This window comes from Streptomyces sp. NPDC050211, from assembly GCF_040656035.1.
In the GTDB taxonomy this organism is placed as follows: Bacteria; Actinomycetota; Actinomycetes; order Streptomycetales; family Streptomycetaceae; genus Streptomyces.
The window spans coordinates 17,836-43,956 of sequence record NZ_JBFALC010000051.1; the positions used below are offsets into that span (position 1 = coordinate 17,836).

A 26,121-nucleotide genomic window follows, 5' to 3' on the forward strand; every position below is an offset into this window, starting at 1 on the left:
GGTCAGACGGCTGCGGCGTGGGCGGGATCCTGCGTGTCGGCGGCCGGCTCCTCGGCGGTCTGGCGCTCGGGACGGCGCAGCATCGTGAAGGCGACGGCGAAAGCGATGACGAGGAGCCCCGCGCCCGCCGCGAAGGCGAGCCGGTAGCCGCCGGTCAGCGCCTCGGCCGTCGTCCGGCCGCCCGCCGCGAGGCTCTCGGTGCGGGAGGCGGCCAGGGTGGACAGAACCGCGACGCCCAAGGCCATGCCGATCTGCTGGGTGGTGTTGAACAGGCCGGACGCGAGACCGGCGTTCTCCTCGTTCGCGCCGGACATACCGAGTGTGGTCAGCGCCGGCAGCGCGAGGCCGAAGCCTGCGGCGAGCAGCATGACCGGGAGGAGGTCGACGGCGTAACTCGCCTGCACCGGGAGGCGGGTGAGGAGGGCGAGGACGCCGATGAGGAGCGCGATGCCCGCCAGCAGGATGGTGCGCTCACCGAAGCGGGCGTTGAGACGGGCGGAGACTCCCAGGGAGACGGCACCGATGACGGCGGCTGCCGGGAGCATCGCGAGACCGGTCTCGGCGGCGCCGTATCCGAGCACCTTCTGGAGGTACAGGGCGACGAGGATCTGGAAGGAGAAGAGCGCGGCGACCATGAGGATCTGGACCAGGTTGGCGGCGGAGACGCTGCGGGAGCGGAAGATCCGCAGCGGCATCAGAGGGTTCTTCGCGGTGGCCTGACGGGCGAGGAACGCGGCGAGCAGTACGGCGGCGAGGGTGCCGAAGCCGAGGGTGCGTCCCGAGGTCCAGCCGTACTCCTCGACCTTGACGACGGTGTAGATGCCGAGCATCAGACCGGCGGTGACCAGAACCGCGCCGAATACGTCCGCGCCCGCTTTGAGGCCCAAACCGACGTCACCGGGCAGGACGTGTACGGCGATCGCGAGGACGGCGATGCCGATCGGCAGGTTGATGAAGAAGATCCAGTGCCAGTTGAGCGCATCGGTGAGTACGCCGCCGAGGACCTGGCCGATGGACGCGCCCGCCGCACCGGTGAAGCTGAAGACGGCGATGGCCCTGGCGCGCTCCTTGGGCTCGGTGAACAGCGTCACGAGGATGCCCAGGCTGACGGCGGAGGCCATCGCGCTGCCGATGCCCTGGAGGAAGCGGGCGGCGATCAGTACGGCGGGCGAGGTGGCCACGCCGGCCAGCAGCGAGGCGGCGGTGAAGACGGCGGTGCCGGCCAGGAACATGCGCCTGCGGCCGATCAGGTCGCCGAGCCGGCCGGCCAGCAGGAGCAGGCTGCCGAATGCGATGAGGTAGGCGTTGACGACCCAGCTGAGGCCGGCGGAGGTGAACCCCAAGTCGTTCTGGATGGCCGGCATCGCCACGGTGACGATGGAGCCGTCGAGGATGATCATCAGCATCCCGGTGGCGATGACTCCGAGGGCGAGCCGGCGTGAGCGCAAAGCGGCGGGAGAAGCGGGTGACGGCGCGGAGTCGGATGCGGCAAACATGCGGTCTCTCCTGTCAGTCGGGCGACAGGAAAGACCGTAACAGATGGTTTCGTTGCAGACTATTTTTTTCAGACTTACCTTTGACTCCGCTTCCCCACCTACCTGGACTGGCGCGCCCGGCGGGCGGCGCGCGGGGCCTCGACAGGGGTCGCCAGACCGTCGTCGACCAGGCGATTCAAGGCTCGCAGGAGGATCTCCCTGTCCCCGTCGGGAAGCGCGGCCAGGGCGTCGCGATGCACGCGGTCGACGATCTTCTGACTCTGCCCGGCGACGCGGGCGCCCTCGTCGGTGACGGCGATGATCCGGGCCCGCCGGTCCGTACTGGAAGGGCGGCGCTCGGCCAGACCCGCCTCCTCCAGGGCGTCCACCGTCACCACCATCGTGGTCTTGTCCATGTCACCGATCTCGGCGAGCTGGATCTGAGTGCGCTCCTCCTCCAGGGCGTGGACGAGCACGCAGTGCATCCGAGCGGTCAGGCCGATCTCGGCGAGGGCGGCGGACATCTTGCTCCGCAGGACGTGACTGGTGTGGTCGAGGAGGAACGACAGGTCCGGTTCGGTGCGCGCGGGCGTCATGGCAGTCATGCCTGCCAGCGTAGAACAATTCGATCCGAGACGGATTATCCAGAAGAGACCTTAATGGAGCCCGGGTAGACCGAATCGTCCGGGCCGGCGCTGCCGAACCAACTCGATCACAGCTCTAGAACAGCGCGCTGTACGCGTTCAGCGCGGGCTGTCCGCCGAGGTGCGCGTACAGCACCGTGGACTCCCGCCCGATCTCTCCCCGCGACACGAGATCGACGAGCCCGGCCATCGACTTCCCCTCGTACACCGGATCCGTCACCATCCCCTCGGTCCGCGCGGCGAGCCGCATAGCCTCCAGTGTGGCCTCGTCGGCGATGCCGTACGTGCCCGCGTGGTAGCGCTCGTCCAGCTCGACGTCCGACTCGTCCAACTCCCTCTTCACACCGATGAGTTGACCGGTGCCGTGAGCGATCCGCGCGATCTGCTCACGGGTGCGGGAGGGCGCGGCCGACGCGTCGATACCGATGACGCGCCGGGGCCGCCCGCCCGCCTCCTCCAGGGCCGCGAACCCGGCGACCATGCCCGCCTGTGTGGAGCCGGTCACGGAGCACACGATCACGGTGTCGAAGAAGACGCCCAACTCCCGCTCTTGCTCGGCGACTTCATACGCCCAGCCGGCAAACCCGAGACCGCCGAGCGGATGGTCGGAGGCGCCGGCGGGAATGGCGTACGGCTTCCCGCCCCTCTCCTCGACCTCCCTGAGCGCCTGCTCCCAGCTCTCCTTGAACCCGATCCCGAACCCGGCCCGCACCAGCCGCACATCCGCGCCCGCGAGCCGGCTGATCAGGATGTTGCCGACCTTGTCGTACACGGCGTCGGGCCACTCCACCCAACTCTCCTGCACGAGCACGCACTTGAGCCCGGCGCGGGCGGCGACGGCCGCGACCTGCCGGGTGTGGTTGGACTGCACGCCGCCGATGGAGACCAGCGTGTCGCACCCCTGAGCGAGCGCGTCCGCGACGAGGTACTCCAGCTTGCGCGTCTTGTTGCCCCCGTACGCGATACCGGAGTTGCAGTCCTCGCGCTTGGCCCAGAGCGAGGCACCGCCGAGGTGCTTGGTCAGCCGCTCCAGCGGGTGCACGGGCGAGGGCCCGAAGAGGAGGGGGTAACGGTCGTACGAGGAAAGGGACATGGATCCTCCCAGGATCAGTCGCCGTCGGCGAGGCCTTCGAGCCCCCGCCAGATCTCCGCGGTGACACGGACCGCCTCGTCCACGTCACCGGCCGCGCAGGCCTCGATGAGCTGCTCGTGCAGCCCGGCCGAACGGCAGTTGCCGCCCTCACCGAAGCGCCGTCGCTCCAGCCGGCGGATGAGCGGGGTGTAGCGGGCGATGGTGGCGGCGGCCGCGCGGTTGCCACTGACGCGTACGAGCACGTCGTGCAGTTCGTCGTCGGCGCGCAGGGCGGTGTCCACGTCGCCCGCGTGAACAGCGGCCGCGAACCGCTCGTTGGCCGAGCGCATCATCTCGACGTCCGCGGCGAACAGCCGCGGCACGGCGACCCGCGCGGCCAGCTCGTGCATGGCCCCGACGACAGCCGCCGCGTCCCGTACATCGGAGGCCACGACCGGGGTCACCCGCGTGTAGCTCTGCGGCTTGCTCTCCAGCAACCCCTCGTCGACGAGCCGCGAGAAGGCCTCACGCACGGGCGCCCGTGACAGCCCGAGCCGCTCGGCGAGATCGGCGTCGCGCACCGCTGCGCCCGGTTCGATGTCTCCGGCCACGATGGCGTCCCTGATCGCTTCGTACGCCCGATCCCTGAGCAGGGTGCGGGGTACGGGCCCTATGGCGTCCACAACTGAAATGTTAGATGTCAATCTCCGCCGCGCACAAGGCTGTGGCCCGCACCGAAGTGCGGGCCACTCCCTTCCCTGCCGTCCCTCAGGACACCCAAGGCCAGTCGGCATCCCGCGCCGACTCAAGAAGCGGCACCATCCGGAACGCCGCGTCCGAGAGCCCGCCGAACACGTGACGGTTCCCCTGCCCGGACGGGCCGTGGCCCGCCTGGTATCCGGCGAGGTTCCAGGTGTACACCGGCACGTTCGCCGGTACCTGCTCGGTCGGGTCGCCGTAGTGGCTGTACGTGGCCTGCTCGTCCGTGACGATCAGTACGCGGTCGTGCTTCTTGTAGTGCTTGCGCACCGCCTCGGTGGTGTCGGTGCCGCCGAGGTCACCGAAGCGGTCGAGCACCTTCAGCACGGACTCGCCCCTGCGGAACCGGACCCGATTGCTGCTCGTACCGAACTCCACCAGATCCGCGTCCGCCGCCCGCAGCGCGAGCGCCGTACCGAAGATCGCCGCGGCGTCCGCCCGGTTCAACTCCGAGCGGTCGGAAAGGCGCGAGTAGAACATCGAGCCCGAGCGGTCGACGAGCACCAGCGTGCGGCCCGGCAGCGCGGGCACATTGGCCAGCGAGTGGCCGAGCGCCTGCTCCAGCGGGTACGACCAGCGCAGCGACGGCGCGTGCTGGTACGCGGCGAGGTACCGGAACGGGAACTGCCGCGAGCGCGCCACCTCCGCCGGGTCGCTGATCTTGGCGGCGACCTGAGCCGCCACCTCGTCCGAGACCCCCGCCTCGTCGAAGTTCCGCAGGTTCCGGACCAGCGCCATCGCCCCCATGGACGGGATCACGGCCTCCCAGGCCGCCTTGTCCATCGGCCCCTGCAGCCAGCCCGCCAGCGCCTCCCACGTGATGCCCGCGTCCGCGAGACGCTGCGCGCCACCCGCACCGGTCACGACCCTGCGCCGCTTGGCGGGCCGCAGGACCATCAGGTCACGGTGGGCCGCCAGTACGGGCAGCGACTTCGGCACCACTGCCGTGTCCGGGTGGTGCCGGCGGTCGAGCGCGTACTGGAACAGGTCGCCCTGCCACGGCTTCTGCGGGTCCGGCGCGGCGTGCACCAGGTTCAGGATGTCGCCGAAGCGGTAGCCCTTGGACGCCGTGTCGTACTTCAGGAGCGACTTGGCGCTGTAGAGGCGGCGTACGGCATCGGCGACGCCACGCTTCACGGGCTTCGGGATGGCACGGCCGTACCGCGAAGTCCAGTACGCGAGCAGCTCGCCGGGCTCGTCGGGGCGGCGCAGCACGGAGTCGATGACCTGCCGGTTGGACGGACCGTCCGTCGCACCCGCGTCGAGGCGCGCCTTCACGTACTCCGCGGCGCCCACGATGGCGGCCGTACGGAGGTTGCCCTCGCCGCGCAGCCAGCCGAGCAGGCCCGCGGTCCACTCCGGGTCCTCGACGGCGAGCCGGCGTACGAGCTCGGCGAACCGGTCGTCTCGGGCCTCGCCGGACTCGTAAAAGGTCTGCTGCGCAACGAAGTTGGCGATCGAGAGGAGAAAGAGCTCGGAGCGTGCATCACGCTCCTGGCCCCGGCCGCCCTGGTGGGTACGCAGAACGCGGCCGGTCGACGTCACGCGGGAAGTGGGCTGCGCCTTGGCAGTCTTGGTGTTGAAACGCGCCATGGTGAATTCCCCCGAATTCATAAGTGTTCATTCGTGTTTCGGAGGGAGGCGCAGCAAATGGAGCGTGCCCGAGGTCGAGTTCGGCGGCGGCGCTTATCACCAGGCGCGTCTGCCAGTTCCGCCACATCGACCCGAAGTCGATGACGGGATTCGAACCCGCACGGTTGCCCACCAGGTCCCGAAGTATCCGCTGCCTGCGCACCGGGCACACACCATCTGCTGCGCCTCCCGAGATCAAGTCGGCGGCGGCGTGGATTCTTTGAGAGAGAAGTAGCCGCAGCCTGCGCACCGGGAGGTGCGTGACATGCATGAAATTGTGGTGTCCAGAGTTCAAGGCCGGCGGAACCGACGTAGGTGCTCTAACCCCTGAGCTACACCGGCGCGTTGTACCGGTGGCGGGACTCGAACCCGCGGCCGCCCCATTATCAGTGGAAGTAGGTCCTGCCTTCGCACCTGGACATGCATCACTGTAGGAGGCGTACCGCGGGCCGGGCCATTGAATTAATCAGCCGCGCTTCTGGCGCTTCCAGGGGCCGGTAATCGCGACCATGATGCCCGGGTCCTGGATGTTCGCGTACAGGGTGCGGCCGCAGGGCGAGAAGGTGACGCCGGCGAACTCGCTGTACTCCGGCTCCTCTTCGGTGCCGACGTTCAGGTCGTTGCGGGCGATGGGGTACGTCCGACCGCTGTCCGTCGCGCCGAAGAGGTGCGAGACGCCCTCGCCGTCCTCGGCGAGGATCAGGCCGCCGTACGGGGAGACGGTGATGTTGTCGGGGCCGTCGAAGGCGCCGTCCTTGGACGGATCGGCGTTCACGCCGAGCAGGACCTTCAGGGTGAGGGTGCGGCGCTTGGGGTCGTAGAACCAGACCTGGCCGTCGTGCGGCTGCCCGGGGCTCTCCGCGCGGGCGTAGGAGGAGACGATGTACGCGCCGCCGTCACCCCACCACATGCCCTCCAGCTTGCGGCAGCGGGTGACCTGGCCGGTGGTGAACTGCTTGCGCACGGAGGTCGTCCTGGCATCGCGGTCGGGGACGTCGATCCAGTCGACGCCGTACACCGTGCCGATCTTCGTGGCGCGGGAGAGGTCGTCGACGAACTTGCCGCCGGAGTCGAAGCACTTGAACGCCTCGAACGTGCCCGCGTCGTCGGCGAGGGTGCGCAGCTTGCCACGGCCGTGGCGGAAGCCCTCGGGCGGGGTCCAGCGGTACAGCAGGCCGTTGGGGTTGGACGCGTCCTCGGTCAGGTAGGCGTGGCCGCGCTTGGGGTCGATGACGACGGCCTCGTGGGCGTACCGGCCCAGCGCCTTGATGGGCTTGGGGTTCTTGTTGGCGCGGCGGTCGCAGGGGTCGACCTCGAAGACGTAGCCGTGGTCCTTGGTCATGCCCTTGGAGCCGGCCTTGTCCTCGGTCTCCTCGCAGGTGAGCCAGGTGTTCCAAGGGGTGCTGCCGCCGGCGCAGTTGGTGGAGGTGCCGGCGATGCCGACCCACTCGGCGACCTCGCCGCCCGGGCGCACCTCGACGACCGTGCAGCCGCCGGCCGCGGCCGGGTCGTAGACGAGGCCCTCGGCGAGCGGGACCGGGGCGTCCGCGTCGGCGTACGGGCCGCCGATCTCGTGGTTGTTGACCAGCAGCGTGGTACCGCGCGGGCCGTCGAAGGCGGCGGTGCCGTCGTGGTTGGACGGGGTGGTCTCGCCCGACTCCAGCTTGGTCTTGCCGCTGTGCGTGATGACGCGGTACTTGAAGCCGGCGGGCAGCGCGAGGATGCCGTCGGGGTCGGGGATCAGCGGCCCGTACCCGACCCGGCCGTACGCGGCGTCCGTTCCCTCGGCCTCGCCCTCGACGTCGGTGGAGGCGAGTGCGTTCGGTGCGGTGGCGAGGGCGCCGACACTGCCCGCGAGCGCGACACCGGCGCCGGTGATCGCGGAGTTTCTGGCGAAGTCCCTGCGGGTGAGCGACATGCTTACTCCTGTAACGGTGGGTATGCCGTGGAGGGTGGCGGACCTCGGTATGCGGCGCCACGCTCCCGCTCACGCCTGAACGGCAGTTGAATTCCGGGAGTCGTCAGAACACACGCTTCCACGAACGCCGACAGGGGCGCGGGGAACTGCGCGACCAGCCACGACGTACCCGCACCCACCCGACAAGCTCAACCCCCCTGTTGCGACCGCGCCTTGAACGCCGCCTTCCGCGCCTCCTTCGCAACCCGCTTGTCCGGATGCAACCGCCCCATCGCCTCCAGCACATCCGCCGTCGCCGGATGCTCCACCCGCCAAGCCGCCGCGAAGAACCCACCGTGCTGCTGAGCGAGCCCCTCCACCAGCCCCCTCAGCTCATCGGAGTTGCCCTCGGCCGCGAGCTGCGCGGCAACCGTGTCGATGGTCAGCCAGAACACCATCGCCTCGGACGGCGCGGGCACATCCGGCGCCCCGTGCTCGGTGAGCCAGACCCGCGCCAGCCCGCCCAGCTCCGCGTCGTCGAGCACCTCCCGCAGCGCCGGCTCGGCCTCCGCGCCGACGAGCGACAGGGCCTGCTGGCAGCGCAGCCTCCGCAGCGGGGCACCCTCGTCGGACCCGCGCGCCGCGGCCAGCAACTCCCGCGCCGCGGCGAGGGGTTCGCGGCGGGCCAGCCACTGCTCGGTCTCGGCCTGCGCGGCGGTCGGCGGGAAGACGGAGGTTCCGTCGAGCAGCGCGTCGGCGCCCTTGTCCGCGAGGTCACCGACGGCCGGCGCCTCGACGCCGGCCTCCAGCAGCCGCGCCCGCAGCCCGTAGAGCCCGAGCGGCGTCAGCCTGACCATGCCGTAGCGGGAGACGTCCGTGTCGTCGACCGGTGCCGCGGGCTCCTCGTCGGCGTCGGCCATCAGTGCCTCGTCGACCGGCTGGAACTCGACGAGACCGACCGGCGCCAGCATCCGGAACTGGTCGTCGAGGCGCATCATCGCGTCGGAGACCTGCTCCAGGACGTCGTTGGTGGGCTCCCCCATGTCGCTGGGCACGATCATGGACGCGGCGAGCGCGGGCAGCGGCACCGGCCCGCCGCCCGGACCGTCCTCGCTGACCGTCAGCAGATACAGGTTGGCCAGCACTCCGTCGAGGAACTGCGCCTCCGCTTCGGGGTCCCAGTCGAGGGAGGAGAAGTCGATGCCGCCCTCGTCGACCGCCTCGACCAGGTCGTCGAGGTCCGGGACGCTGGCGTCGGCGAGCACCGTCTCCAGCGCTCCGAGCCACACCGCGAGCACGTCGTGGGGCGAGCCGCCGGTGAGCAGTGCGAGGTCGTCGCCCGTCACGACCGTGCCCTCCTCCTCGTCGACGATCTCGACGAGCCCGGTGTCGACGGCGACCCGCCAGGCCTCGCTGGCGCAGGCGGCGGCGTCGTCGCCGGTCAGCCCGAGGGTCTCGGCGGCTGCGGGCAACTGCTCCTCGACGAGCCCGCCGCCGGCGTCGACGCGGGTCTCGGGTCCGGCCCAGCGGGCGAGCCGTGCCGCCCTGGACAGCAACGGCGTGGACAGCGCGTCCCGCGCCAGCTCCGCTTCGGGGTGCAGCCGCACCGGCGGCAGGGGGGAGCTGTCTGACATGAACTGGTTCTCCTCGGGCGCGTTCTACCACTTAGAGGCTCAGCGTAGACGGATTTACACCCATGCCGCCCGGTTCATCTCCCGGTCAAGCCCTGTACATGGCTGAAACCTTGACAACTGGCGTGATCAGGCAGGAGATTGACGCGCGTAGAAAGCGGGGGGACAACTGTTCACTCTTTCCTGGGTTGTTCACTCTTTTCTACGCGCGTCATACGCGCCTCATGCGCCACTCCCGCACCACATGGCTCCACCTCGCACTACCTCGCGCCACCTCGCACCACTCTCGTCCCGGCGCCCACGTACGTCCCCGGAGGGATCCCTTGCCGAGCAGGAGTTCCACGCGCCTCGCCGCGCTCACCGTCGCCGCCGTCTGTTCCGCGGCGTCCACCATCGCCCTGACCACTCCCGCGCACGCGGACACCGTGCGCATTCATGACATTCAGGGCAGCACCCGAATATCCCCGTACGCCGGAAAGACGGTCACGGACGTGGCCGGAATCGTCACCGGCGTACGCACCTACGGCTCGTCCAAAGGCTTCTGGATCCAGGATCAGAGCGCGGACGACAACCCGGCCACGAGTGAGGGCGTCTTCGTCTTCACCAGCTCCGCCCCGAAGGTCGCCGTCGGCGACTCGGTCACGGTCTCGGGCACCATCGCCGAGTACGTCCCGGGTGGCACGTCGTCCGGCAACCAGTCGCTGACCGAGATCACCCGCCCGACGATCACCGTCGTCTCCAGCGGCAACGCGCTCCCGGCCGCGACGAAGATCGACGCGAAGTCGGTGCCCGCTGCCTACGCCCCGGCCGGCGACACCGCCGCGAACGGTTCGGTCAACAGCCTGCCGCTCCAGCCGTCGGCGTACGCCCTGGACCGCTACGAGTCCCTGGAGGGCATGAACGTCCAGGTCTCCGACACCCGCGTGGTCGGCGCAAGCGACCGGTTCACCCAGCTGTGGGTGACGGTGAAGCCGTGGGAGAACCGCAACCACCGCGGCGGCACGGTCTACGGCTCGTACACCTCGCAGAACACCGGCCGGCTGCAGATCCAGTCGCTCGGCAAGGTCGCCGACTTCCCGGCCGCGAATGTGGGTGACACCCTCACCGGTGCCACCTCCGGCCCGCTGGACTACAACCAGTTCGGCGGCTACACACTGGTCGCCAATGAGATCGGCACGCTGAAGAGCGGCGGTCTGGAGCGGGAGACGACCCGCAAGCAGTCCCGGAGCGAGCTGGCGGTGGCGACGTACAACGTCGAGAACCTCGACCCGTCCGACTCCTCCTTCGAGGAGCACGCGGCTGCGATCGTGAACAACCTCCAGTCGCCCGACATCCTGTCCCTGGAGGAGATCCAGGACAACAACGGCGCGACCAACGACGGTACGGTGGCCGCCGATCAGACGATGCGGAAGCTGATCGACGCGATCGCCGCCGCGGGCGGGCCGACGTACGACTGGCGCTCCATCGACCCGGCCGACAACACGGACGGCGGCGAGCCCGGCGGCAACATCCGCCAGGTGTTCCTGTTCAACCCGGAGCGGGTCTCCTTCACCGACCGCGCGGGCGGCGACGCGACGACCGCCGTCGGCGTCACGAAGGTGCACGGCAGGGCGCAGCTGACGGCCTCCCCCGGCCGTATCGACCCCTCCAACACCGCCTGGGCGAACAGCCGTAAGCCGCTGGTGGGCGAGTTCACGTTCCGTGGGAAGTCGGTCTTCCTGATCGCCAACCACTTCAACTCCAAGGGTGGCGACCAGGGTCTGACCGCGCAGTACCAGCCGCCGGTCCGCAGCTCGGAGACCCAGCGGCACGCCCAGGCGACGGCGGTGAACGCCTTCGTCAAGGACATCCTGACCAAGCAGCGGAACGCGGATGTGATCACGCTCGGCGACATCAACGACTTCGAGTTCTCCGGCACCACGAAGATCCTCGAGTCCGACGGCGCCCTGTGGTCGGCGATCAAGTCGCTGCCGAAGAGCGAGCGTTACACCTACGACTACCAGGGCAACAGCCAGGTCCTGGACCAGATCCTGATCTCCCCGTCGATCCGCTACAGCTGCGACTTCGCGTACGACAGCGTGCACATCAACGCGGAGTTCAACGACCAGATCAGCGACCACGACCCGCAGGTCCTGCGGTTCCGCCCGTAACACCGTGTGCTCAGGGCTGGCTGAACACCCCGTTCAGCCAGCCCTTCCACATGTCCTCGTCCGTCTTGGCGTCGGCGTCCGGGGCGAAGTCGTGCACGGACATGCCGACCATGTAGCCCCAGTGGTTGCGGCCGAAGAAGCGGATCAGCGCGTCGTCCGTACGCAGACCGAGGAAGTACGGGTTGCGGAAGTCGACGACGGCATCGATGACTTGGCCCTCGGGACCCCGCACCCGCACGCGCTCACCCTCCGCCGTGTCGTCGGCGAGCCCGAGCGCGCGGCACACGGTGACGAGCGCGTCGGAGGTCTTGGAGGCCTCAGGTCCGTCGAAGGTGGCGAACGCGGTGAGCGGGCGGCCCCGGAAGCGGGTGAGGTACTCGCGCAGGGTGTGCATGTAGAAGTCGGTGTGCCGGTTGGCGCCGTCGTACTGGTTGTCCCAGTCGTCGACGAAGATGCCGCTGTGCACATACCGCACCCAGGCGCGACGGCCCTCGTCGCGCGGCTCGATGGTGTAGTCGAGCTGGTTGGCGGTCTGCTCGGAGATCCCGTCGACGTCCTCGACGCGGTTGGTGTAGCGGTGCGGCGGGTCCCAGGCGGTGATCGTGGAGCCGAAGGGGCCCTTGCCGCCCTCACGCGGCTCGGGCGCCTCCATCGGCCACAGCCAGCCCCCCGTTCCGGCGGTGACGGCCTCCCACACCTCCTCGGGCGTGGCGTCGACCTCAAATTCGCGGGCGATCTCGAATTCCTTGGACATGGTGCGCTCCTGGTCACTGACTCTCGTGGGTGGTCTCGGGCTTGACCGTGGGGTGGAAGGCCACGACGATCCGGTGGTCGCGGCCGCCCTCGGCGTCCGGGGCGTCGTACTTGCGGATCAGTCCGCTCACGCCGGCCGTGAGCTCCTCGATGAAGGCAGCCCGGTCGGCGGCCGAGGCGAACCGCACCTCACCGTCCAGCGCGAACGTGGCGAGGCGCTTACGTGCCTTCGCCGCGCCGGTGATCAGCGAACCGACGTCCCGGACGAGCCGGGCGCCGAGCGCCAGCAGCCAGCGCGCGGACAGCTGGTCCCGGAAGCGGTCCGGGTCGGGCTGCACGGAGGCGAGCGCGAGCGGCGAGATGACGTACGACGCCGCGGTCGCCTGCATCAGCCGCTCGGTGACATTGCCCTTGCGGCGCTCTCCGGCCAGCTCGACCAGGCCGTGCCGCTCCAGCGTCTTGAGGTGGTAGTTCACCTTCTGCCGGGGCAGCCCCACCTTGCCGGCCAGCATGGCGGCCGACGCGGGTCCGGCCGCCAGCTCGGCGAGCAGCCGGGCCCTGATGGGGTCCAGGGATACGGCTGCGGCCTCGGGGTCCTCGATCACGGTCACGTCCAGCATGAGTCCACGGTCTCACCGAACACTTTTTTTGTCCAGGAGGGTGAAGTGTTCGGTGGAGCCAGTCGAGCCAGTCGAGCCAGTCGAGTCAGTCGGGGATGAGGCCGAGGGCGTGGTCGTAGCGGCTGACCGTGCTGCCCTTCATCCCAGGCCAACTCTGTACGCGCTGCCACTGGGCCGTGGCCGAGCCGACCCCGTCGCCCGGCGCGGCGAGCGCGTCGATATGCGCCTGGGCGCTCTCCCACTCGGCGTAGTTGAGGACCCTGGTGCCATCGGTGCTCAGGTGGAAGTGGGCGGACATCCCGCCGGGGTTCGGGTGGGCGTCGCCCTCCAGCGCGTCGAATACCGCGTCCACCCAGGCGCGCTGCCGGTCAGGGTCGGGTCCCCCGAATTCGACGTCGACGATCACAATGCACCCGGGGATACGCGCGTCGCCGTCGCGGACGCCGCTGCGGTAGCGCCGGTACCGGCCGAGGTGCAGCCGCTCGATGCCCGGCACCGCGGTGTCGATCTCGTCGTTGCGCTCCTGCCGATGGGTCTTCCGGAAAGCCTCGTAGGCCTGCTCGCTCGCCCACTGTGAGTAGTGCATCAGGGTGGTGCCGTCGTGGCCCGTGTAGACGTGGTACCCGAGCAGGTCAGGGGCAGGCCACGGACGGCGTTCCCATGTGGCCGCGATCGCCTCGACGGCCTTCCGCTGCCGCTCGGGCGTCCCCACCCGCCACGTGCTGAAGAAGGGCGCGCCGACCTCCGGGCGGGTGAGGTCGGGGTGGGCGTCGATACGGCGGGTCATGTCGGTCTCCTGATCGCTGGGCGATGCCTGTACCGACCACCCTCCGACCTCAACCAAGCTTCAGGTCAAGCCGATTCCGCCCGCGCACTACCGTCTCCCCCAAACGCGCAGGCGGCACCAGGGCCTGTCCGGTGGGTCATGTCGGCGTCGCGGGGTCTGGCAGGCGCACCTGCCGCGTTATCGTCAGCCGCCGACTCCCTCCTCTGCCGTGCGACTGCACGCTCCCCCATCACCCCCGCTCACCTGCACTGATGAGGCACCATTCCTTGCAGCCAGCCTGATCCGCCGGACAGGCGCCGGCCGCGCCGCCGACCGCCGGTGCTCCGGCACCCGAGGACGTCCTCGCGCTGCTGTCGTCGCCACCGCAGCGCGCGGATCTCACCGTCCTCGGCGGAGTGGGATACCCCGCGGCGGAACGACCGGAGCTAGCTGACGCGACGCGAGTCAGTGGTGGCCGTTGTGGCGACGCCGCAGCAGGCCCGCCGCGACCACCGCGCCCGCGGCGGCCCCGGCGACGACGACCGGCCGGGGGTGCCGCAAGCCGGCCTGGACGACGTTCGCGACGGGGCGCGGGACGTTGTGCTCCACGGTGTGGCCGGCCTTGGTGGCGCTGCTGCGCAACTGCACGGTCATCGCGCCGGCCTTGTCCTTGAGGTCGGCGGCGCGGGTCTTCAGGTGGGCCTTGTCGGCCAACTCCTCGACGGTACGGCCGAGTCGGCCCCTGGCGTGTTCGAACTGCTGCCGCAGTTCCTCGGGCCCCTTGGCCCCGCCGCCCGTGACCTCCGGTGCTGTCCTGTCCGTCATCGTGGTGCCTTTCCCGGGTGGTGCCCTGCCTCTTCGGAACACCCGGGTACCCGCACCTGCCCCCGCTACCCCTTCCCGCCACCGCCCGTCCCGCGCTCGCCGAGCCTGGCCAGCTGGGTCTGGAACCAGTCGAGGCGGGCCTGCAACAGGGCCGCCTCCGCGACGAGTTCGGGCACATCGAGGCCGACCGCCGAGATCCCCGTACCGCCGCTCCCCGCGATCACCCGCAGCCTCTCCCCGGCCAGCCGTGCGAACCCGGCGAGCGACACGGACGTACGACCGCGCACGCAGCCCGCGCAGGAGGGGGCCAGCGCGTACCAGCCGGGCCTGCCCCAGCCGGCGTCGGCGAGGGCCGCCGCGACGGCGCCGCAGGCGCAGGGTCCGACGGTCGCGGTGCGCACCCGCTGCCGGGCGTACCGGAAGCCGCGCTCGAACCGGATGTAGGCGCCCAGGACGGAGACTTCGAGCAGCACGGCCGCGCGGTGCTCGGCGGTGGTGAGGAGCGCCTCGGCCGCCGTACGGTCATGCACGCAGTGGAAACCACAGTCGCAACGGCGGTGCGGCGCGCGGTGCCGCAGTCCGTAGACGCACCGGGCCTCGTCGAGGACCCCGTACGGCAGCGCGCCGCCCAGCGACACACCGGTGAACCCGGCTCGCGTGCCGTCCTGGGACAGCATCGGGTGGGCGATCTTGTATCCGGTCGGCGGCTCCGTCGGGCGTTCCTCCGGAAGCCGCAGCCTCATCGGGCGGCCGGCACCTCTTCGGGCGCGGACGCCTCGACTTCCGTGATCTCTTCGGGGAGTTCGAGTTCTTCCTCGTGGTGGAGCGGCCGCTCTTCCGCGACTCCGGTGGCGAGTGCCTTGCCGAGCTTCATGACGCCTCCCATGACCTGCCGTCGGTTGACCGTCTGGGCCATGGTGACCCATGAGGGGCGGGCTTGGACATAGGGCCTTGGGACGATCGTGCGCCGGCCGTCCGGCGAATACCGAAGCACCCCTTACCCATACCTCGTAGCAGAATTAAGTGGAGCTACGCGATCCCCCTGCCGAGACTACTGCCATGACGACTTCCGGCTCCCCCTTCGGCCGTGCCCTCTGCGCCATGATCACGCCCTTCACCGAGGAGGGCGCGCTAGACCTCGACGGCGCGCAGCGGCTCGCTGAGCGGCTGGTCTCGGAGGGCTGCGACGGACTGGTGCTCTCCGGTACGACGGGCGAGTCCCCGACCACCACGGACGCCGAGAAGTCGGCACTCATCGCGGCGGTCCGGGAGGCGGTGGGCACTCGGGCGTCGATCGTGGCGGGCGTCGGCACTTTCGACACCCGGCACACGGTCGAACTCGCGCTGGAGGCCGAAAAGGCGGGCGCGGACGGCCTGTTGGTTGTCGCCCCCTACTACAGCAAGCCCCCGCAGGACGCCGTCGAAGCCCACTTCCGCGAGATCGCGGACGCCGCCGGACTGCCGGTCGTGCTGTACGACATCCCCGGCCGCACCGGCACCCGCATCGAGCCGGACACCGTGATCCGGCTGGCCGAGCACCCCCGAGTCGTGGCAGTGAAGGACTGCTCGTACGACTTCCTCGGCACCCAAAAGGTCCTCTCCCGCACGGACTTGGCGTACTACGCGGGCTGCGACGAGCACAACCTCGCCCTGTACGCGGTGGGCGCGACGGGCTACATCAGCACGGTCGCGAACGCGGTCCCCCGCCAACTCCGCTCCGTCCTCGACGCGTTCGACACCGGAGACACGACGGAGGCGGCCCGCCGCCAGCAACGGGCAACTCCGCTCATCGAGTTGATGATGTCGGCCGGCCTACCCGGCACGGTCACGACGAAGGCCCTGCTCACCGAACTGGGCCTGCCCGCGGGCCCGGTCCGCGCCCCGCTGCGACCCGCCGGCCGGGAGGCGGTCGACGGACTGCTGGCGGCGTACGAGGAGTTGGTGGCTGCCGGCTGAAGCGGAAAGGCCCGGGGGCCGTGCCGCATGGCTGCGGTACGGCCCCCGGGCCTTGTACCGGCACGGGCACGGACCGGCTACGGGTTGGTACTACCGGAGTCAGCCCCAGCGGTAGCCGTCGCCGAACAACAGGAAGTGCTCCAGTACGTCCTCCATCGGGTCGTCCACCTGGCCGACGTTGATCAGGCCGACCCGGGGGCCGTTGTGCGAGGCCGTATTGGTCTCGTCGGCGTGCGCGGCACCCGCCGGGAGCCAGCACACCATCACCGCGGTGACCGCCCCGGTCAGCAGCCGTGCCACGGTCCTCGCCCGCTCGTTCGTCATCGCTCAGTCCCTTGTTACACGGTTCGGCAGTTGATCGGACGCTGCGTCCACCCGTTCATCTGCCTAAACCTTGATCAGGTCACGCGGAGTAACCCGATCGTGCGCTGCGAGGGCGGGGTGTGCACCCGTACGGGTGGGTTCAGTTGGGGTTGAGGACGGCTGCGATACGGGACCGGTCCCGCGCCTGTGCCGATACCTTCCGTCGGGTGTCCGTAGATGAGAGAAAGAGACCACCCGCACCGGTCATCGCAGCGGTTGTGCTCTGGGCCCTGCCGGCCGTCTTCCTTCTCCTCATGAGTGTGGTCGGAGCCCTGACCAAGGGCGACCCAGCCATACTCTTGTTCGTCCTTCTGGGGTTCCTACCTGGCATGACAGCCCTAGGCCTGTGGCAAGGCAACCGTGGAGCCAGGGTCGTGGCAATCATGCAGGGATTCGTGGTCTACGGCGGGATCACGATGATCCTTTTGCTCTCAGTACCTCGGTCGTCCCGCGACTGGTTCACCCCAGACTTCCTGAAAGATCCCTCCGAAGACCCCCTGGAAGAGCCCCGCCGACAGAGCTGACCATGGTCGGAACGATCACCCGGTCGAACTGCTGACGCCGACAACTGCCGACGGCTCAGCACGTCAGAACCTTGATCGAGTAGGCGGCTGCACACCACGGCAGCCCTTCCCCGAGTTGCTGGCCCGTCGGCGTGCCTGGTCCGACAAGTGACCGATCAGGAGCGCAGCCAGACGATGCCGTCGTGGATCTCTCTCCTTGCGCAAGTTCCTGCAAGTTCCTGGCCTCCGCGTGGCATTGGGCGCAAGATCGGGCACGGATGCTCCGACGACGCGAGAAGACAGCGATGGCTCTGATCAGGCTCGGCCAGGACCCGGAGAGCCCCGACGGCAAGTCGCCCACCGTCTACCTGGACGACGAGAAGGGCACCTATCTCGTACAGGGCTGGAAGGTGGTCGACGAAGCCCGGCGCAGGCAGCTGGACCTGCCCGGCCACGAGGACGTGATCGAGATCCCGAAGCGCATGGTGCAGTTCTTCCCGGAGGTGAACGGCGGTGGCGGTGCCGACTCTTGAGGACCGGCTGCGCCACTGCACCCGTTCCGCCGTCCATCTGGAAATGCGCGACGAGTACACGTCCAGAGGCGCCGAATGGAGCGGGCGGGCCTGACGCGCGTCCAGCAGTCTGTGGCGCCGCTGTTCGAGCGCACGCGCCGCTTCCGTGCCTACCAGTCCTGGGTGATCCCCGGCCTGCTTCAGTCGGCCGCCTACACGCGTGCCGTGCTGAGCACCGTGGCCCACCTCCGAGACGTGCCGGACGACATCGACGACGCCGTCGCCGTGCGGATGGACCGGCAGCGCATCCTCCACTCCGGCGACCATCGATTCGCGATGCTCGTCGAGGAGCGGGTGCTGCGCACGGTCATCGGCGACAACACCATGGCCGGGGCGCTGGACCACCTCATCTCTGTCGCCTCGCTGCCCTCGGTGAGCGTGGGCATCATCCCCTCGGCACGCCGCGTGGCGCCGGATGGCCTGTCGAGTCGTTCACCATGTACGACGACTCACAGGTCAACGTGGATCTCGTCTCCGCACACCTGACCGTCACGCAGCCCGGCGAGATCGCGGAGTACGCGAAGGCGTTTGCCGAACTGTCCGCCATCGCCGTGTACGGAACCCAGGCCCGTTCACTCATCACCACCGCGATCGACGCCTTTGGTTGATCGCCCCGCAAGTCCGTACAAGTTCATGGACCCAAGGTCACTGCCGCGCCCAGCCTGGGACTTATGAGGCGACAGACGTACCCCGACCCGTGCCCCGTAGAGCTGCCGACCGGCTTCAACGCCTGGCTGCTGGACTGTGCACCCGCGCCGGGCTGCGAAGTCTGCGCCGCCAACTGGAAACAGCTCAACGCCGCCAAAGACAACGGGAACATCACAAGGGCCGCGAGGCACGCCACAGAGATCAGGGACCACAGTTCCGGGGTTCACCGATGATGGACATGCAGACGTATCGAAATCGCCGCAAGCAGGCCACAGACGCAGCGGAGGCGATCAGGGCAGCCCTGGTCGGTCTCGGCCTCCCCGAAAGCGTGTGGGGCAGTGTGCGGCCGATGGTGACCCACAGCGGCAAGCCATACGTACACCTGGGCATGATCCGCGCGGACGCGGCCGAGCGCATCGCCGAGGCCATGGGGACTCCGGCCGAGCCCGAGCCCGTTGAGTAGCCCAGCCGACAAGACCGCCTCACTGCACGGCGTCAGACGCTTCGACGGTAAACGTCACAAATTCGACTTCGGCATCGGAGGGCAATCCGGGATAGTGGCCCTGGAGGCCCTTCTTGAGCTCGTCGATGCTCGTGAATCCATCGAGCCGAGCTTGTTCGGCGGTGAGGCGATCGAGCCGGTGGCGTTCGACGCCAGTGACGGTGCCCTTCAACGTGCGGTGGACTTCGTCGTCCTCGAAGAGAAAGATCGCGGGACCCAATGCGATCGGATCGTCATAGCGGACGGTAGAGGTCTTCCGCGCGGCGGCGATGTCGTCGTAGTAGCGCTTGTTGAACCGAACAATTCGATGCGCATCCGCATCGGGGAAGAAGTAGGTGTCCGGCAGAAGCTTTCGAATCGGGCGCAGTGTCGGCCCGTCGTCGGTCGGTACGGCGACAAAGACGTCGGGATGGAGGTCGAGAAGCGCTTGGCGGCAACGGCCGCACGGCGGGATGAGACCGCGACCTTGATCTCCCGCAGCGGCGATAGTGACGAGCGGGCCGGCTCCCGCTGCTGCGGCGGCACCGAGTACGACGAGCTCGGCGCACGGTCCGCCGGTGAAGTGGTAGACGTTGACCGCCTCATGGATCCTGCCGGCCGTGTCCATCGCCGCTGCGGCCACAGTGTGGTTCGGATCGCTCCCAAGGGCAGTAGCGAGCCGTTCCGCAGCCTCGATGACGCGGCGCTCGGAGTCGAAGAGCTTCATGAAGACCATGGCGCCGACCCTAGATCGGCCCAGCCGGACTCCTCGACACATTTGTTCTGATGGGCCTCATCCTCAGCGTGGTCGGTGGCTTGACATCAAGACCCGCATATTAGAGGCGTGCCGACCGGCAGGGTCCGCTACGACAACCTGAAGGCCGCGGTCGCCAAAGTGATTGGGTTCGCCCGGGAAAGGCGGGAGAACGAACGGTGGATCCTCTTCCGCGAGCACTTCGGTGTTGAGAGCTTCTACTGCCGCCCCGGGATTGCCGGCGCCCATGAGAAGGGCGGGGTGGAAGGTGATGTGGGCTACTTCCGCCGCAACCGTCTGTCCCCGTGCCCGAGGTGAACTCTCTGGCCGAGCTGAACGTGCTGGTCGACCAGTGGGACGAGGAGGACGACGACCGCCGCATCCGGATGCGGCCGCGCACCGTCGGCGAGTACTTCGCCGTCGAACAGCCCCTGTTGAAGCCGTTACCGCAGGAACCGTTCGACACCAGCCGCACCTTCGCGCTGCGGGTGGACAGGCACAGCCGGATCTCGGTGCGCACCAACAGCTACTCGGTGCCAGTGCGCTTCATCGGCCGCCGAGTGCGGGCCGTGCGTGCTGCACGCCAACGATCTGGTCGTCTACGATGGAAGCACGAAGATCGCCCGGCACGAACGGCTGATCGCCAAAGGCGGGGAACGGCTGGTGCTGGACCACACCGCCATCGTCGACCGGCTCACCTTCAACGGCACGATCATCGAGACCTGCACCGACTCCTACCGCCTCGCCCAGACCAGGGCCAAGGCAGAGGCCGCCACGACCTGAGCAGGTGGGGACTGGCGCGGTGGCCGGCGCCCCCGCTGCCAGTCCCCGATCTGGTCATCCGAGCATGTCGTGGGGAACGACCAGGTCTTCCCGGGCGAACAAGCTGGTCAGGGCCAGCGGATCGTCTTTGGAGCAGGCATCGGCGACCTCGTCGATGAGCCGGTCATAGTCGGGCCCCGTCTTACCCTGATAGGCATCGGTCATGCGGCCCCATTCATCCCAGTTCAGCATTTCCTGCTTGCAGAGTGCCGCGAGGTCGCGGACAGCGTTGCCGCTGATCTCGGCCGGTCCCCAGGCGAAATCGACCCCGGCCACCCCGAACTTCTGGCCGTCGACCACCCCTTGGCGATACTGAATCCATGCCTCGCCGCCGGTCAGGAACTCGCCCACAGCGAGATCCTCGGGACGCTCGACATACGTCTTGTCAAGGTGTTCAGTGTCGACGCGCACCCAGCGCCGCTGGTCGGCGTCCCAGTACTCGGTGATCCAGTGGTCGACGCCGCAGCCCTCCAGGAAGTAGGTCCCGAAGCCGCACCGGGCCCGCGACGGTATGCCCCTCGCTCGCAGGAATGCACAGGCGATCGTGGCGAAGTGCCGGCAGGTTCCGATCACCCGTGTCTCAGGGGCGCGAGCCTCCTGCAGCGGGGACGGATCGAGGGCGATCAGGGCGGCGATCAGCTCGCTGACCGGCCGGATGTTCTTCTCCGCGAGCCGCGCCTCACCGATCCCTAACGCGGCGGCGTCCGCGGGCTGAATGACCAGGCCCTGCGCGGCGGCGCAAATACCGACAGGGTCGTCCGGCAGGCTCTCGATGAGCTGGAGCTGCGTCGCGTCCAGGCTCGTGAAGGGTCCGGGCTGGGAGTAGTCGAGCGCGTCATCGGCCATAACCGGGCATGGTATGCGGCGGGTCTGACATCCGGCCCCGCGCAGCCCCCGCCGGATCCAAGGTGTTGCTGGAACTCGCCGACATTTCTGCCGCCAAGCACGCTCAAGCGTTCCCAGAACTCACCGTCAGACGTTGCTGCTTCCCACCGACACAATCAGAAGGAGACCGCCGGCCGCCTGGGGCGGCGCCGTTGGGTGATCGAGCGCACCATGTCCTGGCTCAACGGATGTCGACGCCTGCACCGCCGATACGAGCGTAAGGCGGAGCACTTCCTCGCCTTCGTCGGCATCGCCGGCACCCTCAGCTGCTTTCGCTGCACCATGGTGTGACGACCTCCAGCCCGGCTCTGCTGGCGAGCTGGGTGCGGGCGTACCAGTCGGCGATCGAACGCTTGTAGCCGTCTGGCATGCGCAGGCCAGCCACCTCCTCAGCCGCGAAGAGGCCGATCTGCTTGTGCTCGTGACTGACGACGGGTGCCACCGCGGGGGTAAGCACGTCGCAGCCATAGGTGACGATGACCACCCGGCGCTCAGGAAGCGCCTGCGGCAACGGCTGGTAGATCCACACATCCAGCAGCGGCCCGGCCTTGACCGTCCAGCCGGTCTCTTCCTCCAACTCGCGTTCCAGGGCGGCTTCTGGCGTTGCATCGGACGGCTCCAGCCGACCGCCGGGCAGCTCCCATTCCTCGCGCTCGTTCTGCAGCAGCAGCACGCGCCGACGGGCGTCCAGGGTCACGGCCTTGACCGAGACCGGCCAGTTCAGCGGGGCAGCCATCGCGATCCCTGGGTCGACGGCGGGGCAGGTTCTCTACTCATCTTCCACCGACGGATGACCAACTGAGACGACTTCCAAGTTGCTTCGGGACGAAGAGGTCGGGCTGCAATTCGGCGCAGATCAACAGTCGCGTTCCGTTAGAACTCGTAACACGATCTTGTGGCTCGCTGTAGGTGGGGGTGATCGGCGTCGAGACTTGATGGAGTCAGCGGACCTACCATGGCGGCATGTCCATCGACCTATTCGCAGGCATCCCGGTCAACGACTACGCATCGGCGCTGGACTGGTACGAACGACTCTTCGGCTCTCCACCTACGTTCGTTGCGAGCGACACCGAGGCCGTGTGGGAACTGGCAGAACACCGGTCGGTGGCGATCGAGCACCTACCCGAGCACGCGGGTCATGCGATGCACACCATCTTCGTCGACGACTTCGACACCCTCATCAGTCAGATCTCCGGTCGGGGACTTGAGCCCGCGAAGCGGGAGACCTACGAGAACGGCGTGCGCAAGGCCACGTACCGTGATCCCGACGGGAACGAGATCGGGTTCGGTGGCGCGCCGCGCTGACCACAGCCTGCTTGCGGTCCGCTATGTGCTCATCGTGACGCAGGCGCGTGTCTTCTTGAGGCGTCTTCAGCAGATGAGGCCACAGGCCAGGGAGACGAGTGCGTCGTGCAGGTCGAGGCGTCTTTCCCAGCGGGCCGCTAGTCGTTTGAAGTGGTGCAGGAGCGAGAAGGTCTGCTCGACGACGTAGCGGAGCTTGCCCAGGCCCTTGATGTTCGGGGCGCCCTTGCGGGAGATCACCGGCAGGATCCGGCGCCTGTGCAGCTCACGCCGGTTGGGGTTGCCGTCGTGGCCCTTGTCACCGAGGAGGGCGTCCGGACGCCTGCGCGGTCGGCCGGGTTTGCCGGCCACGGGCGGCACGCCGTCGACCAGGGCCAGGGTCTGCGTGACGTCGTTGACGTTGGCCGCGGTGATGACCTTGAACGGGGTGCCTCTGCCGTCGCAGATCAGATGGTGCTTACTGACCGTCTTCCCGCGGTCGACCGGCGACGGGCCGGTGGCCTCGCCCCCTTTTTCGCGCGGATGTGGGAGGCATCCGCGCAGGCCCGGGTCCAGTCCAGTTCGTCGGCCGCGTGCAGCTCGGCGAGCAGTATGCGGTGCAGCTTGTCGAAGACGCCGGCCTCATGCCACCGCCCGAGTCGGCGCCAGCAGGTCTGCCCCGAGCCGAACCCCAGCTCCAGCGGCAGCAGTTGCCAGCTCACGTCGTTGTAGAGCACGTACAAGATGCCCTGCAGACACAACCGGTCATCCACGATCCACGGCCGATTCCCCACACCTCAGGAACGGCGGAATCGTCCTACCGGTCACGCTTGACCAGCACACCTCAGCAAGATCGCGTTACGAGCTCTTAGGGTGCGCCAGGTGATCAACGATGTCCAGGCCTGTCCTGAGTGCAGCCAGCCGATGAGGTCTGGTGGACTCGTGCTCTCCAAGCGCGAGGACGACGGCTGGCGTGCCTGCCGATTGCTGTGGAGGTGTGCCGGTCGACATGTCTGGTGGAGATGGGCGGATCGATCGGACGAGCCCTTGGAGATCTGCCCTGTGCCAGAACTATTCCGCTGACATCCAACGCTGACATCAACGAACACGAACAGGGGCGACAACCGGCAGACACTTACAGCACTCGTGCGCGCGGCCAGCTGCAACCATGCCGGGTGAGGTCGAACCCCTGATGAGTGTTCACGCAAGAGCGCCCTCCCAGGCCGTCCTCGGGCCGTGGAAGGGCGCTCAACGATGACCAGCGCCAATAACTGCCGACAGCTCAGCGGCAGGTCAGGGCGCTGATCGATAAGGGCGGCCGCAAGTCACGGCCGCCCAGCATCAGTTGTGGCTGTGCAGGATCTCGTTCAAGCCGCCCCAGACCGCGTTGTTCGGGCGGGCCTCCACCGTGCCGGTGACCGAGTTGCGGCGGAAGAGGATGTTGGAGGCGCCGGAGAGTTCGCGGGCCTTGATGATCTGGCCGTCGGGCATGGTGACGCGGGTGCCGGCGGTGACGTAGAGGCCTGCCTCGACCACGCACTCGTCGCCGAGCGGGATGCCGACGCCCGCCTCGGCGCCGATGAGGCAGCGCTCGCCGATGGAGATGATCACGTTGCCGCCGCCGGACAGGGTGCCCATCGTGGACGCGCCGCCGCCGATGTCCGAGCCGTCGCCGACGACGACGCCGGCGGAGATACGGCCCTCGACCATCGACGTGCCGAGCGTGCCCGCGTTGAAGTTGACGAAGCCCTCGTGCATGACCGTCGTGCCCTCGGCGAGGTGCGCGCCCAGGCGGACGCGGTCGGCGTCGGCGATGCGGACGCCCTTGGGCGCCACGTAGTCCGTCATGCGCGGGAACTTGTCGACCGACGTCACGGCCAGGTGGAGGCCCTCGGCGCGGGCGTTCAGCCGCACCTTCTCGATGTCGTCGACGGCGACCGGGCCGAGCGAGGTCCAGGCGACGTTGGCGAGGAAGCCGAACATGCCGTCCAGGCTCTGGCCGTGCGGCTTGACCAGGCGGTGGGAGAGGAGGTGCAGGCGGAGGTAGACGTCGTGCGCGTCGGTCGGCTTCTCGCCGAGCGAGGCGATGACCGTACGGACTGCTACCACCTCTACGCCACGGCGGGCGTCCGGGCCGATCGCCTTCGCGGCGCCTTCGCCGAGCAGTTCCACGGCCCGCTCGGTGGACAGCCGCTCGGTGCCGGACGGGCCGGGCTCGGCCGAGAGCTCCGGCGCGGGGAACCAGGTGTCGAGGACGGTGCCGTCGGCGGCGATCGTGGCGAGGCCGGCGGCAACGGCTCCGCCGGTGGTGGTGCTGGGTGCAGTCGTGTCGGTCATGAGGGCAACCTAACCGGCGAGGGGCGGGGTGGGCCAACCGGTGGGGGCGGCGTCTCAGGTGGCGGGCCGCTCGGGGTGGCCGTGGGTGCCCGGCGGCCTGTGGCTGCCACCAGTACGGCCATGCCGGCCACCGCGCCGAGTCCCGCGCACACCGGCCACAGCATCCCGGGTGCCCTCTCGTACAGCGCTCCGCCCAGGGGTGCCGCCAGGACCGTGCCGCTCATGGACACTCCGGCGTAGAGGGACTGGAAGCGGCCCTGGACGTGCTCGGGAGCCTGGTCGGCCACATAGGCCGTCGCCGTTGTCTTGTAGAGCAGTTCGCCGAGGGTCAGGAGGGTCATCATCGTCACCGCCGTCACCAGGCCCGCGCCCAGCAGCAGCACGCCGTATCCCGCGGCCACGAGCAACAGGCCGGTGCCGACGATCCGCAGCGGCGACCGTCGCCGCAGCGCCAGCGCCGCGGGCAGCTCCAGGCACAGCAGCACGCCGCCGTTGATCGCGAGCAGCGCCCCGTAGGTGCGCGTGTCCATGCCGTGGTCGGCGAGGAAGAGCGGGTAGGTGGAGTACTGCTGCCGGTAGACCACGTCGGTGACCAGGATCGCCGCGAGGAGGATCAGTACGGCCGGGCGCGCCCGCAGTTCCGGCCAGACCCGGCCGGTACCACCGCGGGTCCGTGCGGCGCCTCGCGCTGGGACCACTCGAGCCGTCCAGCAGGCCAGCGTCAGGCTTCCCAGGCCTTCGGCCACATAGAGCCAGTCGTACGAGAACCTGGTCGCGACCACCGCGCCGAGCAGGGGGCCGACGGTGAAGCCGCCGTTCGCCGCCGCCCGTACGACTGCGAAGGCCTGGCGACGGGACCCCTCCGGCACGATGACGGCCACGAGCGCCGAGTTGGCCGCCCGCTGGACACCGGCGGCGTATTGGCACAGGGGCAGTGCGGCGTACAGGGCCGGTGTCGGGAGGAGGGGGACGGCGGCCAGGAGCAGGCCGGATGTGACGGCTCCGGTCAGCAGTACGCGGCGGTGGCCGAAGCGGTCGCCGTGCCAGCCGCCGGTGAAGTTGCCCGCGAGCAGCCCGATGCCCCCGATCCCGCTGAGCAGGCCGGCCTCTGCCGTGTCGAGGCCCCGGGGGCCGGTGAGGTAGAGGAAGAGGTAGGCGAAGCTCACGCTCACGGCCATGTTGGCGAAGGTGCCGCAGGCCAGTAGCCAGACAGTTCTCGGTATGTCCTTGAGCACGCATCCCCCCAGTAAGTTTCTTTTGGGAACTCACTGTGTCAGCATGACAGCCTCGGGTCA

The 26,121-nt window shown here is 69.0% G+C and carries 30 protein-coding genes and 2 pseudogenes; 11 read left to right on the plus strand and 21 right to left on the minus strand.

Annotation, left to right across the window (positions count from 1 at the left end):
• Nucleotides 1-2: 2 nt before the first annotated feature.
• The 7 genes from AB0I98_RS36130 to AB0I98_RS36160 all read right to left on the minus strand — a co-directional run bounded on the left by AB0I98_RS36130 (nucleotide 3) and on the right by AB0I98_RS36160 (nucleotide 9,113).
• Nucleotides 3-1,496, minus strand: coding sequence for an MFS transporter (locus tag AB0I98_RS36130; RefSeq protein WP_362949299.1), 1,494 nt, complete (start codon nucleotides 1,494-1,496; stop codon nucleotides 3-5).
• Nucleotides 1,497-1,594: 98 nt separating this feature from the next.
• On the minus strand, nucleotides 1,595-2,080 hold the full coding sequence (locus AB0I98_RS36135; RefSeq protein ID WP_362949301.1) for a MarR family winged helix-turn-helix transcriptional regulator: 486 nt from the start codon (nucleotides 2,078-2,080) through the stop codon (nucleotides 1,595-1,597).
• Between the two features lie 115 nt (nucleotides 2,081-2,195).
• Nucleotides 2,196-3,212 carry a 1-aminocyclopropane-1-carboxylate deaminase gene (locus tag AB0I98_RS36140; RefSeq protein ID WP_362949303.1) on the minus strand — a complete coding sequence of 339 codons (1,017 nt, stop codon included), beginning with the start codon at nucleotides 3,210-3,212 and terminating at the stop codon, nucleotides 2,196-2,198.
• A 14-nt stretch (nucleotides 3,213-3,226) separates the two neighbouring features.
• A complete protein-coding gene (locus tag AB0I98_RS36145) occupies nucleotides 3,227-3,874 on the minus strand; it encodes a GntR family transcriptional regulator (protein WP_033317869.1) in 648 nt (215 codons plus the stop codon).
• Between the two features lie 85 nt (nucleotides 3,875-3,959).
• Nucleotides 3,960-5,543, minus strand: coding sequence for a TROVE domain-containing protein (locus AB0I98_RS36150; protein ID WP_362949305.1), 1,584 nt, complete (start codon nucleotides 5,541-5,543; stop codon nucleotides 3,960-3,962).
• 505 nt (nucleotides 5,544-6,048) lie between these two features.
• Entirely contained in the window at nucleotides 6,049-7,500 is a 1,452-nt protein-coding gene (locus AB0I98_RS36155; RefSeq protein WP_362949307.1) for an alkaline phosphatase PhoX, read from the minus strand.
• Nucleotides 7,501-7,688: 188 nt separating this feature from the next.
• Complete coding sequence (locus AB0I98_RS36160) at nucleotides 7,689-9,113, minus strand: hypothetical protein (RefSeq protein WP_362949308.1); 1,425 nt, start codon at nucleotides 9,111-9,113, stop codon at nucleotides 7,689-7,691.
• A gap of 320 nt (nucleotides 9,114-9,433) precedes the next feature.
• On the opposite strand from AB0I98_RS36160, the gene AB0I98_RS36165 reads away from it, so the two are divergent.
• The gene (locus AB0I98_RS36165; protein WP_362949310.1) at nucleotides 9,434-11,260 is read left to right on the plus strand and encodes an endonuclease/exonuclease/phosphatase family protein; all 1,827 of its coding nucleotides are present in this window, start codon (nucleotides 9,434-9,436) and stop codon (nucleotides 11,258-11,260) included.
• 10 nt (nucleotides 11,261-11,270) lie between these two features.
• Here the strand turns inward: AB0I98_RS36165 and AB0I98_RS36170 are convergent, their stop codons facing one another.
• The 6 genes from AB0I98_RS36170 to AB0I98_RS36195 all read right to left on the minus strand — a co-directional run bounded on the left by AB0I98_RS36170 (nucleotide 11,271) and on the right by AB0I98_RS36195 (nucleotide 15,140).
• Complete coding sequence (locus AB0I98_RS36170; protein ID WP_362949312.1) at nucleotides 11,271-12,014, minus strand: SRPBCC domain-containing protein; 744 nt, start codon at nucleotides 12,012-12,014, stop codon at nucleotides 11,271-11,273.
• A gap of 13 nt (nucleotides 12,015-12,027) precedes the next feature.
• Nucleotides 12,028-12,633: a helix-turn-helix domain-containing protein gene (locus tag AB0I98_RS36175; protein ID WP_362949313.1), complete on the minus strand. Its 606-nt coding sequence runs from the start codon at nucleotides 12,631-12,633 to the stop codon at nucleotides 12,028-12,030.
• An 85-nt stretch (nucleotides 12,634-12,718) separates the two neighbouring features.
• Nucleotides 12,719-13,420, minus strand: a complete 702-nt coding sequence (locus AB0I98_RS36180) for an antibiotic biosynthesis monooxygenase (protein WP_362949315.1) — start codon at nucleotides 13,418-13,420, stop codon at nucleotides 12,719-12,721.
• Nucleotides 13,421-13,864: 444 nt separating this feature from the next.
• Entirely contained in the window at nucleotides 13,865-14,224 is a 360-nt protein-coding gene (locus AB0I98_RS36185; protein WP_362949317.1) for a DUF3618 domain-containing protein, read from the minus strand.
• Between the two features lie 65 nt (nucleotides 14,225-14,289).
• Nucleotides 14,290-14,967, minus strand: coding sequence for a hypothetical protein (locus tag AB0I98_RS36190; protein WP_362949319.1), 678 nt, complete (start codon nucleotides 14,965-14,967; stop codon nucleotides 14,290-14,292).
• Complete coding sequence (locus tag AB0I98_RS36195; protein WP_362949388.1) at nucleotides 14,964-15,140, minus strand: hypothetical protein; 177 nt, start codon at nucleotides 15,138-15,140, stop codon at nucleotides 14,964-14,966. The genes AB0I98_RS36190 and AB0I98_RS36195 overlap by 4 nt, the downstream gene beginning before the upstream one ends.
• A 143-nt stretch (nucleotides 15,141-15,283) precedes the next feature.
• Here AB0I98_RS36195 and dapA point away from each other — a divergent pair, with 143 nt between their 5' ends.
• Complete coding sequence (gene dapA / locus AB0I98_RS36200) at nucleotides 15,284-16,180, plus strand: 4-hydroxy-tetrahydrodipicolinate synthase (RefSeq protein ID WP_362949321.1); 897 nt, start codon at nucleotides 15,284-15,286, stop codon at nucleotides 16,178-16,180.
• Nucleotides 16,181-16,279: 99 nt separating this feature from the next.
• On the opposite strand, the gene AB0I98_RS36205 is transcribed toward dapA, so the two are convergent.
• Nucleotides 16,280-16,504, minus strand: coding sequence for a hypothetical protein (locus AB0I98_RS36205; RefSeq protein WP_210575728.1), 225 nt, complete (start codon nucleotides 16,502-16,504; stop codon nucleotides 16,280-16,282).
• A 206-nt stretch (nucleotides 16,505-16,710) separates the two neighbouring features.
• Between AB0I98_RS36205 and AB0I98_RS36210 the strand changes: the two genes are divergently transcribed.
• From AB0I98_RS36210 to AB0I98_RS36230, 5 genes are all read left to right on the plus strand, one after another.
• Nucleotides 16,711-17,067: a hypothetical protein gene (locus AB0I98_RS36210; protein WP_362949323.1), complete on the plus strand. Its 357-nt coding sequence runs from the start codon at nucleotides 16,711-16,713 to the stop codon at nucleotides 17,065-17,067.
• A gap of 284 nt (nucleotides 17,068-17,351) precedes the next feature.
• Entirely contained in the window at nucleotides 17,352-17,579 is a 228-nt protein-coding gene (locus AB0I98_RS36215; protein WP_362949324.1) for a hypothetical protein, read from the plus strand.
• Nucleotides 17,580-17,654: 75 nt separating this feature from the next.
• A complete protein-coding gene (locus AB0I98_RS36220; RefSeq protein ID WP_362949326.1) occupies nucleotides 17,655-18,104 on the plus strand; it encodes a Scr1 family TA system antitoxin-like transcriptional regulator in 450 nt (149 codons plus the stop codon).
• Complete coding sequence (locus tag AB0I98_RS36225; RefSeq protein WP_362949328.1) at nucleotides 18,080-18,226, plus strand: hypothetical protein; 147 nt, start codon at nucleotides 18,080-18,082, stop codon at nucleotides 18,224-18,226. Before AB0I98_RS36220 ends, AB0I98_RS36225 begins: the two co-directional genes overlap by 25 nt.
• Nucleotides 18,227-18,504: 278 nt before the next feature.
• Entirely contained in the window at nucleotides 18,505-18,729 is a 225-nt protein-coding gene (locus AB0I98_RS36230) for a hypothetical protein (protein WP_362949330.1), read from the plus strand.
• A 19-nt stretch (nucleotides 18,730-18,748) separates the two neighbouring features.
• On the opposite strand, the gene AB0I98_RS36235 is transcribed toward AB0I98_RS36230, so the two are convergent.
• Nucleotides 18,749-19,483, minus strand: coding sequence for an ASCH domain-containing protein (locus AB0I98_RS36235; protein WP_362949332.1), 735 nt, complete (start codon nucleotides 19,481-19,483; stop codon nucleotides 18,749-18,751).
• Nucleotides 19,484-19,591: 108 nt separating this feature from the next.
• Between AB0I98_RS36235 and AB0I98_RS36240 the strand changes: the two genes are divergently transcribed.
• Both AB0I98_RS36240 and AB0I98_RS36245 read left to right on the plus strand, forming a co-directional pair.
• A complete protein-coding gene (locus AB0I98_RS36240; RefSeq protein WP_362949334.1) occupies nucleotides 19,592-19,819 on the plus strand; it encodes a hypothetical protein in 228 nt (75 codons plus the stop codon).
• 360 nt (nucleotides 19,820-20,179) lie between these two features.
• A pseudogene (locus tag AB0I98_RS36245) lies at nucleotides 20,180-20,284 on the plus strand (AAA family ATPase); the annotation flags it as partial.
• A 54-nt stretch (nucleotides 20,285-20,338) separates the two neighbouring features.
• On the opposite strand, the gene AB0I98_RS36250 reads toward AB0I98_RS36245, so the two are convergent.
• Nucleotides 20,339-21,169 carry a transglutaminase-like domain-containing protein gene (locus AB0I98_RS36250; protein ID WP_362949335.1) on the minus strand — a complete coding sequence of 277 codons (831 nt, stop codon included), beginning with the start codon at nucleotides 21,167-21,169 and terminating at the stop codon, nucleotides 20,339-20,341.
• A gap of 141 nt (nucleotides 21,170-21,310) precedes the next feature.
• Here AB0I98_RS36250 and AB0I98_RS36255 point away from each other — a divergent pair.
• Nucleotides 21,311-21,499: pseudogene (locus AB0I98_RS36255) on the plus strand (transposase); the annotation flags it as partial.
• On the opposite strand, the gene AB0I98_RS36260 reads toward AB0I98_RS36255, so the two are convergent.
• Nucleotides 21,471-21,944, minus strand: coding sequence for an NUDIX domain-containing protein (locus AB0I98_RS36260; protein ID WP_362949337.1), 474 nt, complete (start codon nucleotides 21,942-21,944; stop codon nucleotides 21,471-21,473). The pseudogene AB0I98_RS36255 and the gene AB0I98_RS36260 sit on opposite strands and share 29 nt — an antisense overlap.
• Before the next feature lie 227 nt (nucleotides 21,945-22,171).
• On the opposite strand from AB0I98_RS36260, the gene AB0I98_RS36265 reads away from it, so the two are divergent.
• Nucleotides 22,172-22,513, plus strand: a complete 342-nt coding sequence (locus tag AB0I98_RS36265; RefSeq protein ID WP_362949338.1) for a VOC family protein — start codon at nucleotides 22,172-22,174, stop codon at nucleotides 22,511-22,513.
• A gap of 66 nt (nucleotides 22,514-22,579) precedes the next feature.
• On the opposite strand, the gene AB0I98_RS36270 is transcribed toward AB0I98_RS36265, so the two are convergent.
• From AB0I98_RS36270 to AB0I98_RS36285, 4 genes are all read right to left on the minus strand, one after another.
• Nucleotides 22,580-23,065 (minus strand): transposase, encoded by a 486-nt coding sequence (locus tag AB0I98_RS36270; RefSeq protein ID WP_362949383.1) that lies wholly within the window; start codon nucleotides 23,063-23,065, stop codon nucleotides 22,580-22,582.
• Nucleotides 22,957-23,262 (minus strand): transposase, encoded by a 306-nt coding sequence (locus AB0I98_RS36275; protein ID WP_362949339.1) that lies wholly within the window; start codon nucleotides 23,260-23,262, stop codon nucleotides 22,957-22,959. Before AB0I98_RS36275 ends, AB0I98_RS36270 begins: the two co-directional genes overlap by 109 nt.
• A 568-nt stretch (nucleotides 23,263-23,830) precedes the next feature.
• Nucleotides 23,831-24,826 carry a 2,3,4,5-tetrahydropyridine-2,6-dicarboxylate N-succinyltransferase gene (dapD, locus tag AB0I98_RS36280; RefSeq protein ID WP_362949340.1) on the minus strand — a complete coding sequence of 332 codons (996 nt, stop codon included), beginning with the start codon at nucleotides 24,824-24,826 and terminating at the stop codon, nucleotides 23,831-23,833.
• Nucleotides 24,823-26,073 carry an MFS transporter gene (locus AB0I98_RS36285; protein ID WP_362949385.1) on the minus strand — a complete coding sequence of 417 codons (1,251 nt, stop codon included), beginning with the start codon at nucleotides 26,071-26,073 and terminating at the stop codon, nucleotides 24,823-24,825. Before AB0I98_RS36285 ends, dapD begins: the two co-directional genes overlap by 4 nt.
• Nucleotides 26,074-26,121 lie beyond the last annotated feature (48 nt).